General features: G+C 34.1%; 11 protein-coding genes. 5 read left to right on the top strand and 6 right to left on the bottom strand.

Annotated features, from left to right (window positions below):
• Positions 1–73 precede the first annotated feature (73 nt).
• Complete coding sequence (locus tag BM239_RS01965) at positions 74–2,200, bottom strand: S46 family peptidase (RefSeq protein ID WP_092205966.1); 2,127 nt, start codon at positions 2,198–2,200, stop codon at positions 74–76.
• Between the two features lie 139 nt (positions 2,201–2,339).
• Here BM239_RS01965 and BM239_RS01960 point away from each other — a divergent pair, with 139 nt between their 5' ends.
• The 3 genes from BM239_RS01960 (at position 2,340) to BM239_RS01950 (ending at position 4,847) form a co-directional block, all read left to right on the top strand.
• Positions 2,340–3,482, top strand: a complete 1,143-nt coding sequence (locus BM239_RS01960) for a methionine aminotransferase (protein WP_092205965.1) — start codon at positions 2,340–2,342, stop codon at positions 3,480–3,482.
• A gap of 80 nt (positions 3,483–3,562) precedes the next feature.
• Complete coding sequence (locus BM239_RS01955; RefSeq protein ID WP_143094869.1) at positions 3,563–4,075, top strand: hypothetical protein; 513 nt, start codon at positions 3,563–3,565, stop codon at positions 4,073–4,075.
• On the top strand, positions 4,068–4,847 hold the full coding sequence (locus tag BM239_RS01950; RefSeq protein ID WP_092205963.1) for an amidohydrolase: 780 nt from the start codon (positions 4,068–4,070) through the stop codon (positions 4,845–4,847). The genes BM239_RS01955 and BM239_RS01950 overlap by 8 nt, the downstream gene beginning before the upstream one ends.
• On the opposite strand, the gene BM239_RS01945 is transcribed toward BM239_RS01950, so the two are convergent.
• Positions 4,834–6,444: an Ig-like domain-containing domain gene (locus BM239_RS01945; protein ID WP_092206747.1), complete on the bottom strand. Its 1,611-nt coding sequence runs from the start codon at positions 6,442–6,444 to the stop codon at positions 4,834–4,836. The two genes, BM239_RS01950 and BM239_RS01945, sit on opposite strands and share 14 nt — an antisense overlap.
• A gap of 56 nt (positions 6,445–6,500) precedes the next feature.
• Positions 6,501–7,034, bottom strand: coding sequence for a ComF family protein (locus BM239_RS01940; protein ID WP_317042710.1), 534 nt, complete (start codon positions 7,032–7,034; stop codon positions 6,501–6,503).
• Between the two features lie 299 nt (positions 7,035–7,333).
• Between BM239_RS01940 and BM239_RS01935 the strand changes: the two genes are divergently transcribed.
• Both BM239_RS01935 and BM239_RS01930 read left to right on the top strand, forming a co-directional pair.
• Positions 7,334–8,218 carry a hypothetical protein gene (locus BM239_RS01935; RefSeq protein WP_092205961.1) on the top strand — a complete coding sequence of 295 codons (885 nt, stop codon included), beginning with the start codon at positions 7,334–7,336 and terminating at the stop codon, positions 8,216–8,218.
• Between the two features lie 63 nt (positions 8,219–8,281).
• Positions 8,282–9,823 carry a glycine--tRNA ligase gene (locus BM239_RS01930; protein ID WP_092205960.1) on the top strand — a complete coding sequence of 514 codons (1,542 nt, stop codon included), beginning with the start codon at positions 8,282–8,284 and terminating at the stop codon, positions 9,821–9,823.
• A gap of 123 nt (positions 9,824–9,946) precedes the next feature.
• Here BM239_RS01930 and BM239_RS01925 read toward each other — a convergent pair whose 3' ends face one another.
• The 3 genes from BM239_RS01925 to BM239_RS01915 are packed head-to-tail and all read right to left on the bottom strand — an operon-like array spanning position 9,947 to position 17,378.
• Entirely contained in the window at positions 9,947–11,905 is a 1,959-nt protein-coding gene (locus BM239_RS01925) for a heavy metal translocating P-type ATPase (RefSeq protein ID WP_092205959.1), read from the bottom strand.
• Between the two features lie 11 nt (positions 11,906–11,916).
• Positions 11,917–13,062: an efflux RND transporter periplasmic adaptor subunit gene (locus tag BM239_RS01920; protein WP_092205958.1), complete on the bottom strand. Its 1,146-nt coding sequence runs from the start codon at positions 13,060–13,062 to the stop codon at positions 11,917–11,919.
• 11 nt (positions 13,063–13,073) lie between these two features.
• Positions 13,074–17,378 carry a CusA/CzcA family heavy metal efflux RND transporter gene (locus tag BM239_RS01915; RefSeq protein ID WP_092205957.1) on the bottom strand — a complete coding sequence of 1,435 codons (4,305 nt, stop codon included), beginning with the start codon at positions 17,376–17,378 and terminating at the stop codon, positions 13,074–13,076.
• Between the last annotated feature and the right edge of the window lie 18 nt (positions 17,379–17,396).

The raw sequence follows: 17,396 nt of genomic DNA, 5'->3' as shown, positions 1-17,396 counted from the left end.
ATTCGCATCTAAGCATAAAAAAAGCCTCACAGTTTTTATATTCCGTGAGGCTTTTTTTGCTAATAACAACGAATTAATTCTTAACTTTCTTCTTGTTTTTAGACTTACTTTTTCCACTTTTTGGATGAACCAAAGTCATTTCATCAATTAAATGTTTGGCACCAGCATATTTATCAACGATGAATAAAACGTAGCGTAAATCGACCATAATATTTCGGCAAATTTCTGGATCGTAATTCATATCACTCATGGTACCTTCCCAAACGCGATCAAAATTTAAACCCACTAAATTTCCATGGGCATCAATAGCTGGACTTCCAGAATTTCCACCAGTTGTGTGATTGGTCCCTAAAAAGCAAACGGGTACTTTTCCGTTACTGTCAGCATATTGGCCATAATCTTTTGTTTCGTAAAGTTCAATTAATTTTTGCGGTACATCAAACTCATAATCGCCAGGAATGTATTTTTCAATGACACCATCTAAATAACTCACAGGATTGTAATATACAGCATCTCTGGGTGCATATCCACGAACTTGACCATAGGTAACACGTAAGGTTCCATTGGCATCTGGAAAGTAGCGTTCGTTAGGTAAAGCTTTCATAAGCGCTGTCATATATTCGGTTTGAAGCGCTGTAATAGGCTCATTTTTTTGTTGAAATTCTGGATTTAGATTATTGAAAAAATCTTCAATAAACGGTTTGGCATAGCTGTAAGCGGCATCATTATTTAATTTCTTAATGACATCGTCTGCAGATCCTTCAAAAAGCGCTAAGGCCGAATCTAAATTGGTAAAGGCAGTCGTATCATAAATTGAAGCCTGTACATTATCTGTATAAAAAGGCATCACGTTTTCAAAAACACCTCTGTCAACTTTCTCGCTATAGTCTTTATGAATCCCTTCTAAGACACCTGTTATGTATGCGCGATTTTTATCCATACTTTCTGGATCGCGTTGTAAAGCTTGCTCTACTTGATACGCTCTAAAGGTCATGGTCATGAGCTCATTGGTTACCAAAAAGACTTCAATAAAGTTTCGACGCTTGATATTTACTTCTGAAAAATCTTTATATAATCTATCAAAATCTGGCAGTATATGACCGTATTTATCTTCCAAACCTTTTTCTTTTAAGGCTTTGGTAAAAGTAGCTTCAAAAGCACGACGTTCTGCTACTGCATTACTCTTTTTAATACCTAAATTTTCACCTATCCATTTTTTCCAAGCATTAGCAATACGTGCTTGCTTAGAGGCATATTTAATACGAACCTCATCATTCACTTTCATTTCAGCATCAATTACTTTTAAAGCGGCTTCACGAATAGCAATATTGCTCGGGTTAAATTCTTGGGTAATATGTTCAATAGCTACAGCAGGCAAATATTCGTCTGTTGTTCCTGGGAAACCAAAAACCATTGTAAAATCGCCTTCTTCAATACCATCTAAAGAAATGGGTAAATAGTGTTTGGGTTTGTATGGTACATTGTCTTTACTGTATTTTGCTGGTTTATTGTTTTTATCAGCATAAATACGGAACATGGAAAAATCGCCAGTATGTCTAGGAAATACCCAGTTATCTGTGTCGCTACCAAATTTTCCAATACTGGTTGGAGGAGCACCAACTAAACGAATATCCTCAAAACGTTCGGTTACAAATAAGAAATACTGATTCCCTTTGAAAAACGATTTGACTTTGGTGTCTTGCCAAGCTTCTTTGTTTACTTGAGTTTGAAGCGTGTTGGTGTTTTTATCTATAGTAGATTGCTTTTCGCGTTCTGTCATGTTCTCTGTAACACCAGCTAATGCCTGCGTTGTGATATCTTCAATACGTACAATAAATTCGATATACAAACCGTCGTTTGGCAATTCGTCCTCTAAATTCGTAGCCCAAAAGCCATCTTTTAAATAGTCGTTTTCTAATGACGAATGCGATTGGATTTGTCCAAACCCACAATGATGATTGGTTAGAATTAAACCTTTATCGGAAATGACTTCACTTGTACAGCCACCATTAAAATGTCCAATGGCATCCTTTAAGCTAGAGTTGTTAACATCATAAATGTCTTTAGCAGTTAATTTACTTCCTAAAGCAGTCATTTCGTTTTCATTCATACCTTCTAAAAGCGACGGAATCCACATACCACCTTGTTGTGCGGATGCTTGAAAAACAATAAGAAGTACTAGTAATCTGAATAATTTCATGGTCTTTATTTTTATCTGGTAAATATAAAAAAGTTATTGCTACTTATTTTACTTCTGTTTTATTTTCGTCAATTCGAATAGTCCTATTTATAATCAGGATGTATCTAGAAGTAAGATTTAACTTATTATCTTTACAAGTATGAAACATATTTCCAAATTACCACAGGTTGAAACCAGTATTTTTTCAGTGATGAGTGCATTAGCGAAACAACATGATGCTATCAATTTATCGCAAGGTTTTCCGAATTTTAAAAGCGATCAGAAGCTAATAGATTTAGTTTCAAAAGCTATGAATTCAGGTTATAATCAATATGCACCTATGGCAGGGCTTTTGGAATTACGTGAAGCTATTTCTAAAAAATTTGAATTATTATACAATACCAATTATAACCCTGAAACCGACATAACCGTTACAGCAGGAGCAACTCAAGCTATATATACCATTATTTCGGCGTTTATTCATGCTGATGATGAGGTGCTTATTTTTAAACCTGCTTATGATTGTTATGAACCTGCTATTAAAATTAATGGCGGAAAACCTATTGCTATTCAACTGGAAGCACCTGATTATTCAGTAAATTGGGATGCCGTAAAACAGCAAATTTCCCATAAAACAAAGATGATAATAATCAACACACCTCACAATCCTAGTGGAACGATTTTAACACATAATGATCTGTTAAAGTTACAAGAAATAACCGCAGAAACTGATATTATTGTGTTGAGCGATGAGGTTTACGAACACATGATTTTTGATGGTTTAAAGCATCAAAGTGTCTGTTTATTTCCAGATTTAAAGCAACGCAGTTTTATTGTCGCTTCTTTTGGAAAAACGTTTCATAATACGGGTTGGAAAATGGGGTATTGTTGCGCGCCTAAAGCCTTAATGATGGAATTTCAAAAAGTACATCAGTTTAATGTGTTTTCAGTAAATAGTGCCATGCAAAAAGGCTTGGCAGAATATTTGGAATCGCCCGAGCATTATTTACAGTTAACCGGTTTCTATCAAGAAAAACGCGACTATTTTTTAAGCCTTATTAAAGATTCTAAATTCACATTTCAACCAGCGCAAGGCACCTATTTCCAAGTGTTAAATTATTCTGAAATTACCGATGATTATGATGTTGATTTTGCCAAACAATTAACAATTAAACAGGGTTTAGCATCCATTCCATTATCTGTCTTTAACCTAGGAAATAAAGATGACAAGGTATTACGATTTTGCTTTGCTAAAACCAATGAAACCCTTGAAAAAGCTGCTCATATTTTAAACAGGTTATAAAATGTCTAATTTTAAAAAATTAGTATCAATTAGTACTGAAACTATTTTTAAAAAGTGTAATTTTTAAAACAAAAAAAATAATGATGAAATATCTTAAAATAGTATCTTTAACAATGGTGATAACTGTAAGTTCTTGTGGAACAACACACCAAGTTATTACAGACTCGGGAGAGATTTATGAGGTTAAAGGTGATACCTATTATAAAGATGGAAAAGATGTAACCTCTAAAATATCTGACTCGGAAAAAGACCATATAGTTACCACTTTAAATAGGCGGTTAGAGTCTGAGGATGAATTATTAGCACAGCAAGAAGCAATTGAGGAGGCTCGTGAGGAGGCCGAAAAAGCACTTGAAGAAGCTGATGAGCAAGCAGAGGCTATACAGGAGAAATTAGAAGCAACAAAAGAAGCTAGAGAAAATTATATTCAAGCGAATAAAGACTTAAATCAAGCTCAAAAGAGCTATAAAAGGCTTCGTAAAAAGGAAGGTTTTTCCACAAAAGATGACGCCAAATGGACAAAAAAAATAAATGATTTGTCTGATAAATTAAAAGAAACGGAACAGAAACTTAATAATTTAATGGATGAGTAACCAATTAAAGTTAGCCATTATTCAAACACATTTGATTTGGGAAGATCCTAAAGCAAATAGAAAACATTTTAAAGCTAAAATACAAGGTATAAAACTACCCATTGATTTAATTGTATTACCCGAAATGTTTACAACTGGTTTTACTATGAATGCGAAAGCTGTGGCGGAATCTATGGAAGGGGAATCTGTTTTATGGATGAAAAAAAGAGCTACTGAAACTGGAGCTGCCGTTACAGGAAGTCTAATTATTGAAGAAAATAACCAGTATTATAACCGAATGGTTTTTGCATTTCCTGATGGCACACATAAAACATATGATAAGCGTCATACATTTTCATTAGCAGGTGAGGATAAAGTGTTTACTTCTGGTCAGGAACAAGTAATAGTAAATTATAAAGATTGGAATATTTGTTTACAAATTTGCTACGATTTACGGTTTCCTGTTTGGTCCAGAAATACTACAGACTATGATGCCTTAATATATGTAGCTAATTGGCCAAAACCGCGTATTGCTGCTTGGGATGCTTTGTTAAAAGCACGTGCTATTGAAAACATGTGCTATGGTGTTGGTGTAAATAGGATTGGCGAAGATGCAGCTCAAAACGAATATTCTGGGCATTCGGCAGTGTATGATGTGTTAGGGAATAACATCACACCTATACGGCCAAACAAGGATCATATTGAAATAATTACGTTAGATAAAACCCACATTGCACGTTATAGAAATAAACTGAAATTTCTAGAAGATCGCGATCAGTTTAAAATAATGTAAACGTGTAGATGTTATCAAAATTAGCACGAATATCTAATTTGTCTTTATAATAGCTTACGCGTTCTGGTTGCTGGTTTTTTAAGTAGTTTCCAGAGTCGTATTTTTTGTTTTTATTCGCATCAAAAATTACACGTAAATAGAAAATACCTGTTTTAAGATGTCTAAAATCAATAGGCTCTGGTTTTGTGCTGTATTGTTCGGCAATAACATCCCCTTTATCATCTGTTATTTGCGCAATTATTGGGTAAGTAGCGTTTTGTAATTCCACACGAACATTACCATAGTCAGCATATGTTTTAGTTGTTAGTTGATAGTTTAACGTGTCGTTTTTATTATCGAAAAAGTCGGTTAAAGCTTCTGGTAATAATTGAATTTGGTATTTTTCACTTTCTTTTTTCTCAAAATTTAAAATATAGCTATTGGTTAACGAATCTAACTTTACGTTATAATTTACCGCAATCGAATCTTTATCCAAAATGGTTACTTTATCTTTTTCAAATTTAGTAAAAGGAATAGCGTTGGTAATTTTAAACTCATCATTAAAATTTAAAAGACTTTTTGGCTCCACCTGAATATTCATGGTGTCCCGTTTTTGTTCGCTTAATTTTACAGTAAAATCTTGGTTGTAATTGGTGTTCGTTACATTAAATTGAATTGAGTCAACTTCTAATCGTGGTTTATACCAATAATATAAACTATCTGCTTTTGTATCTTTAGTTAAACGGCTTACAAAACCTTCTGGAAGGGTTCCAGCAGCTTTTATTTTCATATTGTTATAATCACCTTCAAAAGGAAAAACAATTTTTTCACCAGAAACTAAACGTGGTCTGGTAATTTTTGTGTCTAAATTTTCAGAAAATAATTTTAAAGTAAATGATGTGGTCGAATCTACAGGTACGTCTATAAATCCTTCCTGAAAGGCTATTTTATCGGTTTGTGGCTGAAATTTATAATCTTGATTATTATCTTTTAAGGCTATCAGTTTGTATTTGCCAGCTTTCAAATTTTCTAAAGAAAAAGTTGTAGTACTATCAAGTGTGTTGGTAACATATTTTGGTTTTTCCTTATAGATAATAGAATCTGTGTAAGTAGAATCTACCTCGTATAACATTACCGAAATAAAATCTTCAGGTTTTCTTAAAGTAGCATCAACAGTAATCCCTTTTATTGAAAGCGAATCGATATAATTACCTGTTGAAAACACATATTTATAAAATGGATAGGGATTCTCTTCATTATTGTCTACAATACTATTTCCAAAATTAAATGCGTAGGTTGTGTTTGGAGCTAAAGTGTCTAGAATTTTTATTTTAATATATTTACTTGCACTAGACAAGGGTGTAATATCTGGTGCTGGATCCATTGGTGGCGAAATAATAAGCTGCTTGGAAACATTTTTAATTTTAATATACTCATCAAAATAAATTTTTATTTCATTACCTGTAAAATTAGTCGTGTAATTTTCAGGTTCAGATTTTGTTATTTTTGGAGGAATGATGTCTTTTATACCACCACTTGGAGTACCACGATTGGCACAACTAGCAATTACTAAAGCCACTAAAATACCTACTATTATTTGAGAAAACGCTTGACGCATACCGACTTTTCTTTTTTTGCAAATTAACAACATATTTATCATTAACGAAACATCCATTATGCTATTGCCATGGTTGCAATGCTTATTCTAGTATTAGCGTTTTTTAATAAAACAGTTCCGCAAGCTTCCATAGTAGCACCTGTTGTAATGATATCATCTACTAGTAAAATATGTTTATTTTCAATTTTATGGGAATTAATTACTTTAAAAACTTCAGTATTATTCAACCAGCGTGTTAATCTGTTTTTGGTAACTTGAGAGCTGGTATTAGTAACTTTAACTAAAACATCCTCTATATATTCTGCTTTTAAGCTTGTAGCTAGCGCTTGTCCAAATTTAGCCACTTGATTATAACCGCGTTTTCGGAGTTTCTTTTTATGTAATGGAACCGGAATAACCATGTCAATGTCTTGATATTCTGGAAAGTTTTGAAGTTCGCCACCAAGCCAATTGCCTAAAAATTCACCTATTTCCTCAAAGCCTTTATACTTTAGGTTGTGAATCAAGTTTTGGGTTATTCCTTTTTTTTCGAAGCGCAAGAGTGCTGTAGCGTTTTCTACAGGAATCCGACCATAAAATACTTTCAACACTGTTTCATCCTTATTAAAATGAAAATTTGTAACTGGAAAATTATGTCGGCAACTGGTACAAGCATATTGTTCATTATCGTGCAATAAGCCATTGCAACTATAACAAATTTTTGGAAAAAATAAAGCAAGTACTGACTGAAACAAAGTAATTATTTAATCCTAAATATATTACAACTTTTTATCAAGGCATAACAATTTGTTATTTAAACAAGAACTTTAACAAGTTTATTTTCTCTTTATCGATTAAAAAGTTGATTACCAAACTTTAATTTTAGATTTGTTGCCATAATTTAATTAAGATGATAGTTAACCCTCAATTATTTAACTACAAATTAATTATTGGATCATTGGTAGTAGCCATTGTTGTATTAGGGTCGTATAGTTTTTCGAGTTACAACGCATTAAAAAATCAGGAGAAATTCATGGAGCAAGAAATGACACTTGTTCAGAGTGAATTGTCAAATATGATGAAACTTCATGATTTTGAACGTGTTGATAACCAAGAGCTAAAATTGCAGTTACAACAAGCGCATTCTAAATTAGAATCAGTTTCAGATTCTTTGAATTTAGTAAAAACAGATTATCCTTTAATTTCAAAGTATAAAGAAGATATAGCAACTCTTATTCAAGAGCGTAGAAATCTATTCAATAGAATTGCAAGTATTTTAGAGCAAAATGCAGCTTTAAACGAAGCATCAGAAACGAAAAGTTTGAAACTTGAATCCAATAGGTTGGCTTTAGCAAAACTTACCGAGCAAAATACCGAACTGGTAGCTTTTGTAGATAGAATCTCCGCCTTGTCGCTCGATAATTTATCAATAAAACCAGGGGTAACAAGTCCTACGCAATACAATATTACCACCACTAAAGCGCAAGAGGTAAATAATATGGAAGTCTGTTTTACAATTTTAAAAAACGATTTCGCTTCTGATGGCAATAAGGAATTATATGTTCAAATTATAGGTCCTGACCATAATATGGTTTCTAATAGAGGTATGGCAGAGTTTGGTCAAGAAAAATTAGCTTACAGCGGGAAAACAGCCGTTAACTATAGGAATGATGATATTGCCGTCTGTACTAAAATTGATATTAACCAAGAAAAATTGTTATTAAAAGGCGATTATTTAATAGCGGTTTTCCATGATAACAAGTTGCTTGGTTCTTCAAAAATTAAACTAAATTAATGATCACATTATATTTTTCTTAAAACCGCTCATTTAGTTGAAGCGGTTTTTTATTTTTGCACTATGGCAAACAACGACGATCAATTTAAAAAAGTAATCTCTCACGCAAAGGAGTATGGTTACGTATTTCAAAGTAGTGAAATCTACGATGGATTAAGTGCAGTATATGATTACGCACAAAATGGTGCAGAACTTAAAAAGAACATTCGCGATTATTGGTGGAAGGCCATGGTGCAAATGCATGATAATATTGTGGGCATTGATGCCTCCATTTTTATGCATCCAACCACCTGGAAAGCTTCTGGACACGTAGATGCGTTTAACGACCCGTTAATAGATAACAAAGATTCTAAAAAACGCTACCGTGCCGATGTTTTAATAGAAGAATACTGTGCAAAAATTGAAGCAAAAATAGATAAGGAAATCGCTAAAGCTGAAAAACGTTTTGGTGATGCGTTTAATAGAGAAGAATTTATAAGTACCAATCCACGTGTAGTTGGGTATTTTGAAAAGATTCAGGCGATTTTAACCCGAATGGGAAAATCTTTGGAGGCTGAAGATTTAGCAGATGTTAAGGCGCTTATTGAAGAATTAGAAATTGCGGATCCACTTACTGGTTCTAGAAACTGGACAGATGTGAAGCAATTTAATCTCATGTTTGGAACCAAACTAGGCGCTTCTGCAGAACATGCCATGGATTTATATTTACGTCCAGAAACGGCACAAGGTATATTTGTAAACTTTTTAAATGTTCAGAAAACAGGACGTATGAAAATTCCGTTTGGAATTGCACAAACCGGAAAAGCGTTTAGAAACGAAATTGTAGCGAGACAATTTATCTTTAGAATGCGTGAATTTGAACAAATGGAAATGCAATTTTTCATAAAACCAGGAACTCAAAAAGACTGGTTTGAATATTGGAAAGAAACACGCATGAAATGGCATACATCATTAGGTATGGGAACCGACAACTACCGTTTCCATGACCATGAAAAATTAGCCCATTACGCAGATGCTGCAACCGATATTGAGTTTAAATTCCCTTTTGGATTTAAAGAACTGGAAGGCATTCACTCGCGAACAGATTTCGATTTAAAACAACACGAAGAATTTTCAGGTAAAAAATTACAGTATTTTGATCATGAGGATAATGCGAGTTATACACCGTATGTTTTAGAAACCTCTATTGGTTTAGACCGGATGTTTTTAGCTGTATTTTCAAATTCGCTAATAGAAGAAGAACTGGATAATAACACCACCAGAACGGTTTTAAAATTGCCAGCAGTATTAGCGCCTGTAAAAGCGGCTATTTTGCCTTTAGTTAAAAAAGATGGGTTGCCAGAAATTGCCCGTCAAATTTTTGATGATTTGAAATGGGATTTCAATATGGATTACGACGAAAAAGATGCCGTAGGACGCCGTTACAGACGTCAAGATGCCAACGGAACACCATTTTGTATTACAGTAGACCATGACACATTGGAGGACCAAACGGTAACCATTCGTCATCGGGATACTATGGAGCAAAGTCGTGTTAAGATTTCCGATTTGCGTGATATTATTAAAAAAGAAGTAGACGTTAAAGAGTGGTTAATGAAAATGTAATCAATACCTGTAAAAACAGGTGTCTTTAAAGTATTTTAAATAACGAACTTTAAAAACTCCCAAGCAAAATGCTTGGGAGTTTTTGTTTTTAAAATTCATATTTATATAAAAAATCAGCAAGTTTTAATTTTCCTTATAACTCAGCAAACGCAACGCATTTATAACAACTACAATCGTAGAGCCTTCATGAAAGAGTACAGCCAAACCAATGTTGGTTAATCCTAGTATGGTTACAGTTACAAGTATAGCTACTACTCCCAAACTGATAAAGATATTTTGATTTATAATCCGCTTGGATTTTCGACTTAATCCAATAACAAATGGTAACATTTCTAATTTGTCGGACATTAAAGCTACATCAGCCGTTTCTAGAGCCACATCGCTACCGGCTGCTCCCATGGCAATGCTTACGGTACTTAATGCCATAGCTGGAGCATCGTTTACGCCATCGCCAACCATGGCAACTTTGCCGTTGCGTGCAATGAGCTCCCGAATGGCTTCAACCTTATCTTCAGGTAATAGGTTGCCTCTAGCTTCGGTTAATCCAATTTGTTGTGCAATGGCTTGTCCAACTCGTTTATGGTCGCCAGTTAGCATAATCAGGCGTTTAATACCTATTTCTTTAAGTCTTTGTAGTGTTTGAGATGCTGATTTTCTAGGAACATCCATAACGCTAATTAAGCCAATAATTTGATTTTTATAACCGACTAACATGACGGTTTCACCAGCTTCAAGGTTTTTGTTTATTTGGTTTTCAATAGTTTTAGAAATAGGAATGTCTTGATCCGTAATTAGTTTTAAATTTCCAATATAAACAGGCTCATTCTTATAACTTGCTTGAATGCCTTTACCTTGAATAGCCTGAACATTTGCAGCATTATTTTCATCATCAAACTGTTCTTGGTTTTTAATGGCATTAGCAATTGCTCTTGCTAACGGATGGTTACTTAATCGTTCTACATCATACACTAACTTATAGAGTTCCTTTAAGTTGAAATTGTTAAAAGCTATTAGTTGTTTTAACTTGGGTTGCCCTTCGGTTAAAGTGCCTGTTTTATCAAATGCTATGGTAGTTATTGTGCCTAAATCTTCCAGAGCTTTTCCGCCTTTAATAAGCACACCACGTTGTGCAGCTCTTGCAATACCACTTAAAACGGCACTTGGTGTTGAAATAGCTAAAGCACAAGGGCTGGCCGCAACTAAAACTGTAATAGCACGATATAGACTTGTTTGAAAAGATTCATTAATAACTAAAAAGGCAAAGCATAAAATAGTGACCAAAATAATAACGATAGGCACATATATTTTTTCAAATTTTTTAGTGCGTCTTTGGGTTGGCGATTTTTGGGTTTCTACTTCATTTACCAAGTTGATAAGTCGGGAAACAGTGGAATCCTTTGTGAGTTTTAAAACGTGTACTTCCAATTTGTTATCGCCATTTATAGTTCCAGAAAAAACGATGTGGCTTTTGTCTATAGCATTAAAATCTAATGGTTGTTTATGGTCTTGGATGGCAGATTTGTCTACAGGTATACTTTCACCTGTTATTGGAGCTTGGTTAATACTGCTAGTTCCATTGATTATGACACCATCAGCTGCAATTTTAGAATTGGGTTTTACAACAATTATGTCATTGATTTTAAGATTCTCTATTGGTATTTCTTTGAGTGTGTTTCCCTGCTTCAGGAAAGCTGTCTTTGGTGATAAATTACCTAATGCTTTGATAGATTTTTCAGCTCTATTCATGGCGTAATGTTCTAAAGCATGCCCCAAACTAAATAGGAATAACAAAAGTGAGCCTTCTGCCCAACTTCCAATATAGGCTGCTCCTAGAGCCGCTGCAATCATTAGAAAATCGATTTCAAACAAGCCTCTTCGTAATTTATGATATGCTTCAATGCTAATAAAATAGGCGCCAAAGCCATAGGAAATAATATAGCTAACTACAATTAAGGTATCAGATAGCTGGCTCAATTTATCCAATAAAAAACCGGTTGCCAGAAAGACTCCGCATAAAATTGAGAAATACAATTCGGTACGCTTACCAAATATTAAGAGTGTATGTTTATGATTTTCTGACATGGTTTAATGAATTAGTGACTGTGGCCACCTTCAGCCTCATTAAGTAGCATACTCGTGCCTTTAATAATTATGTTGCTTTTAGTGAGCTTTTCAGGATGTAATATTTGTAAATAATTTTCTGTTTGCTTGCCAATTGCTACTTCTTTTTTGTGAAAAATGTAACCGTCCTGGGTTTGTTTATCCAAGACTAAAATATAATTTTGATTACCTGATTCAATAACTGCTTCTTCAGGTAAAGCCCATGCAGTTGCTTGATTTAAATGAATGTCTGCTTCTACAAACATACCAACGATAAAATTAGTTTCTTCATTATTAAGATGGCCATGAACTTTAACGCGTCTGCTAGTTTCATCTATTGTGGTGCCAACCAAATGCACATCAGCTGTATAGACTTTGTCAGATGCTTCAGGAATTGTAAACGTTATTTTCTGACCTTTTTTTATTTTCATAATGTCCTTTTCAAATACCGATAGCTCTAAATGAATGTGGTCTACATCTACAAGTTCCATAATTTCATCGCTAGCAGAAACAAACATGCCATTACTAACATTTACTCTAGTTACAGAACCTTCAATAGGCGCATAGATATTGATAGTTGTTGTAATACGACCATCTAAAACTGCCTTCGGATTTAAATTAAGCATTTCTAACTTTTTTGCCAATCCATTGGCATGGGCTAAACTACTTTTGTATGTACTTTCGGCTTTCAGATAGTTTTTTTCGGAGGTTATCTTTTCATCAAACAAGGTTTTTTGACGTGTATATTCATTTTTTAAAAAGTCTAATTGTTCGGAAACCTGTAAATATTCTTGTTGCAATTCTACATATTCCGTGTTTTCCAACGTTACTAATAATTGCCCCTTTTTAACACGGTCGCCAACCAATAAAGGTGTTTTGGTAACATAACCACCCATATAAGTGGTTATACGAGATTTGTTATGTGGAGGTACATCAATCATCCCGTTTACTCGTACTGTTTCATCAAAAGCGTGTTCGGATAGAGTACCAAGTTCCATACCTTCGCTTTTAAATTGAGCGTTTGTTATTTGAATTTCATCAGTGTGAGTGGCCGATGTTTCTGTTATCTGTTCTGTTGTTTCTGTATTTCCGCAAGCTGTTAAAAGTCCAGAAATTAGAATTATATATAAGTTTTTCATCGTTTTCTATGTTATAAAATTAAGTAATTTAAGGTGATAACCGTTTGATTATATGTATTCAAATTGTCAAGATATTCTAATTCCATATCTTTTGCCGTTTCAATACTCTGTATGTATTGAAAGAAGTCAATTTCACCTTCTTGAAAAGAGCGATTGGCAGTTTTTATAATTTCTTCTGAAAGTTTTTCGCCTTGAGTTTCGTAGTATAAAATGGCAGCATGATGCTGTTCTAACTGTTCCAATAATTTTTGATAATCACTCTGTAGCTTTAACCTATAATCTATTTGTTGCATGCTTATAACCTCTTCAGCTATTTTTGAAGCTTTTATTCGTGATGCATTTCCAGAGAAGATTAACGGAATTTTCAATCCAATTTGATAGCCTTGAATATTGGTGTTAAGTCCACTATTACTTCCTACAAAGTATTCTGCTGAAATGTCTGGTAATAACGCCTGCTTTTCTTTGTTTTTAAGCGCTTGATAATAGTTTTTAGTTTCTTCAAAATAGGCTAAACCAGGATTATTATCAGAAATAGGTAATGCCGTTACTGTAAGTTTTTCTAATGGTTCTGATATTGTTTCTAAAGAATCTGTTTGGACTACTTTAAGTAATTGCTGTTTTTTAACTAAAACATCTTGCTTGGCTTGAATGTAGCGTGTTTGCATTTGCCGTTCTTTAGATTCGGCTGTTATCATTTCCAAATAATTGGTTTCTCCTAATTCAAAACGTCGTTTCGCATTTTTAGAAAATTGCTTGTAAAGGCTATCTAAAAATTGATAGGTTTTAGCCTTATTTTTTGCATAACTTAATGCGTAATAATTAGAATAAACCTCCTGCTTCAATTTTAAAAGCGCCATATTATGTTTGGATAGTTGCATATTATATACCGCTTTATTTACCCGTTTTTCAGCAAAATATCGTGTTGGGAATAGAAAATCTTGCGAAACACCAAATACTTTTAACGGTTCATTATTTATAGCTAAATTATTTTCGTCATAGCTGTAATAAAAGGCTGTTTTATCAAAACTGAAAGCGCTTTCAATGCGTGCATCTAATTCGTCTATTTCCAAATTAGAAACTTTGATAGCTGCATTATTTTTGACAGCCAATGCTAATGTTTCTGAAATATTCAATGGGTTTTCTTGAGAAAAACCTACCATTGATATTAGTAGAATAACGACTGTTGACATTTGTTTTTTGTTCATTTTAAGTTGTTTTCGTTCTTCAATCCATGCATATAAAACTGGTAAAACTACCAAGGTTAAAAGGGTTGCTGTTATTAAACCGCCAATGACAACTGTTGCAAGAGGTCGTTGTACTTCGGCTCCTGCATTTGTAGAAACTGCCATTGGAAGAAATCCTAAAGCTGCTGCTAAAGCGGTTAATAAAACAGGACGTAAACGCTCTGTTGTTCCGCGTTTTATGCGTGTTTCAATATCTGTTACACCTTTTAATTTCAGGTCTTTAAAATGTTCAATAAGTACAATGCCATTTAAAACGGCAATACCAAACAACGCAATAAAACCAACACCTGCAGAAATGCTAAACGGCAAATCTCGTAGCCAAAGTAGAAGTATACCACCAACAGCAGCCAAAGGGATAGCTGAATAAACCATTAAAGCATCTTTTACAGAGTTGAAAGCAAAGTAGAGCAGAATAAAAATGAGTACGAGCGCCACAGGAACTGCAATTAATAATCGGTCTTTAGCACTCTGTAAATTTTCAAATTGACCACCATACGTTATATTGTAACCTACAGGTAATTGGATGCTTGAATTAATACGCGATTGAATATCATTGACAACCGATTGTAAATCTCTATTTCTAACATTTACGCCAACAACAATTCGGCGTTTGGTATCATCTCTCGAAATTTGAGCAGGACCTGTTGTGTATGAAATATCGGCTAACTCGCTTAATGGTATTTTTCCTCCTGAAGGTATGTCTACATATAGATTTTGCAAATCTGTTAGATTTTGTCTGTTTTTTGCATCGAGTCGTATTGCTAAATCAAAGCGTTTTTCGCCTTCAAAAACTTGACCAACTACATCTCCTGCAAAACCCATGGAAATAATCTGGTTTAAATCGGCAATATTTAGTCCGTAACGCGCTATTTTAGAACGGTTATAATTCACGCTCATCTGTGGTAAACCTTCTACTTTTTCAACAATAATATCTGACGCTCCTTCTACATCGCTAATGGCTGTTTTTATGGCTTCAGCTTTGGTGGCAAGTATTGATAAATCTTCACCAAAAATTTTAATAGCTACATCAGCGCGAACACCAGTAATAAGTTCATTAAAGCGCATTTCAATAGGTTGAGTGAATTCCAGTTCCATATTAGGAATGATTTCTAAAGCTTCTTTAAATTTTTCAGCAAGTTCATCTTTACTAGAAGCAGAAATCCATGTGTTTTTAGGATTTAGTTTTATAATCACATCACTTTGCTCCATGGACATGGGGTCTGTTGGAACTTCGGCAGCGCCAATACGGCTCACCACTTGGGCTACTTCAGGGAATTTATCTAGTAGGATGTTTTCAATTTTAGTGGTAATTTCAATGGTTTTGCCCAATGAGGTTCCTGTTTTTAAAACGGGTTGAATTACAAAATCACCTTCATCTAAAGTTGGTACAAATTCACCACCCATTTTATTAAAAATTCCAATGCTAACCATTAAAAGTACTGCAGCCAAACCAACAACTAAACGCTTGTTCTGTAAAGCCCAATGAATAATTGGGCTGTACCATTTATTGATGGTGTTCATAAGTTTAACCGAAATGTTTTTAGGCGATGGTTTAGAAGGTTTTAAAAATAAAGACGATATAACAGGAACATAGGTTAAACATAACATCATGGCGCCAACTAAAGCAAAACTGAAGGTTAGAGCCATAGGTTTAAACATTTTACCCTCAATTCCGCTTAAGGATAGAATAGGAATAAAAACAATAAGAATAATGAGCTGACCAAAAATTGCAGAATTCATCATTTTAGAGGCACTCTGTAAGGTGATACTATCAATAGCTTCCTTTGAAATTGTTTTTAATTTAGCGCTTTGAGCCGTAATTTGAAAGGCTATAAATTCGACTATAATCACAGCGCCATCAATAATAATTCCGAAATCGATAGCGCCTAAACTCATTAAATTTGCATCCACTCCAAAAATGTTCATGAGTGAAATAGCGAAAAGTAAACTTAACGGAATAACGGAAGCTACAACCAATCCGGAACGCCAATTACCAAGTAATAAAACCACTACAAAAATGACGATTAATGAGCCGAGAATTAAGTTTTCGGCAACGGTAAATGTTGTTTTATTTATAAGCTCACTACGTTCTAGAAAACCATTGATATAAACACCTTCTGGAAGTGTTTTTTGAATGCTTGTAACGCGTTCTTTTACAGCATCAATAATTTGTTTGGAATTTCCGCCTTTCAGCATCATAATTTGTCCAAGAACTTTTTCGCCTTCACCATTTCCTGTAATGGCGCCAAATCTGGTAGCGTGACCAAAGCCAACGTTGGCAACATCTTTAATATAAATTGGTACGCCATCATTTTTTACAACAATGTTTTCAATGTCCTTTAAGGAGGATACCAATCCCTCACCACGAATAAAATAAGCTTTATTGGTTTTTTCTATATAGCCACCTCCAGCAACACTGTTATTTTTTTCTAAAGCTTCATATACAGACGAAATAGAAATATTCATGGCTGTCAACTTTTTCGGGTTGATAGCCACTTCATATTGTTTTAAAAAACCTCCCCACGTATTGACTTCAACCACACCAGGAATTCCCGATAATTGGCGCTTAACTACCCAATCTTGAATACTGCGCAAATCGGTAATGGTATATTGGTCTTTGAATTCAGGTTTAACATCTAATATGTATTGATAAATTTCACCTAAACCTGTGGTAATAGGACCCATTTCTGGTACACCAAAACCTGCTGGAATTTTTTCGGTAGCTGATTTTATTTTTTCAGCAATCAGTTGACGCGGTAAATAGGTGCCTAAATTGTCATCGAAAACAATGGTAACCACTGAAAGTCCGAATTTTGATACGGAACGAATTTCTTGAACACCAGGTAAATTGGCCATCTCTAATTCTACGGGATACGTAATAAATTGTTCTACATCTTGGGTAGATAAATTTCGCGATGTGGTAATTACCTGTACTTGGTTATTGGTTATATCTGGAACGGCTCCAATAGATATTTGGGTTAGGGATACCATGCCAAAACCTACAATGGCAAGTACACCTAATAGAATTATCAGCTTATTCTTTAAGCTGAATTTTATGATTTTTTCTAACATAATTCATTTTAAATAGTG

This window comes from Algorimicrobium echini (assembly GCF_900115185.1).
Taxonomy (GTDB): Bacteria; Bacteroidota; Bacteroidia; order Flavobacteriales; family Flavobacteriaceae; genus Algorimicrobium; species Algorimicrobium echini.
The sequence above is the reverse complement of the archived record's forward strand: the minus strand, read 5'-3'. Positions and strand labels throughout refer to the sequence as shown.

Coding starts and splice junctions, on each gene's coding strand:
- BM239_RS01955 (WP_143094869.1), top strand. CDS start 3,563: ATGATGAAATATCTTAAAATAGTATCTTTAACAATGGTGATAACTGTA.
- BM239_RS01935 (WP_092205961.1), top strand. CDS start 7,334: ATGATAGTTAACCCTCAATTATTTAACTACAAATTAATTATTGGATCA.
- BM239_RS01925 (WP_092205959.1), bottom strand. CDS start 11,905: ATGTCAGAAAATCATAAACATACACTCTTAATATTTGGTAAGCGTACC.
- BM239_RS01930 (WP_092205960.1), top strand. CDS start 8,282: ATGGCAAACAACGACGATCAATTTAAAAAAGTAATCTCTCACGCAAAG.
- BM239_RS01950 (WP_092205963.1), top strand. CDS start 4,068: ATGAGTAACCAATTAAAGTTAGCCATTATTCAAACACATTTGATTTGG.
- BM239_RS01965 (WP_092205966.1), bottom strand. CDS start 2,200: ATGAAATTATTCAGATTACTAGTACTTCTTATTGTTTTTCAAGCATCC.
- BM239_RS01945 (WP_092206747.1), bottom strand. CDS start 6,444: ATGCGTCAAGCGTTTTCTCAAATAATAGTAGGTATTTTAGTGGCTTTA.
- BM239_RS01920 (WP_092205958.1), bottom strand. CDS start 13,062: ATGAAAAACTTATATATAATTCTAATTTCTGGACTTTTAACAGCTTGC.
- BM239_RS01960 (WP_092205965.1), top strand. CDS start 2,340: ATGAAACATATTTCCAAATTACCACAGGTTGAAACCAGTATTTTTTCA.
- BM239_RS01915 (WP_092205957.1), bottom strand. CDS start 17,378: ATGTTAGAAAAAATCATAAAATTCAGCTTAAAGAATAAGCTGATAATT.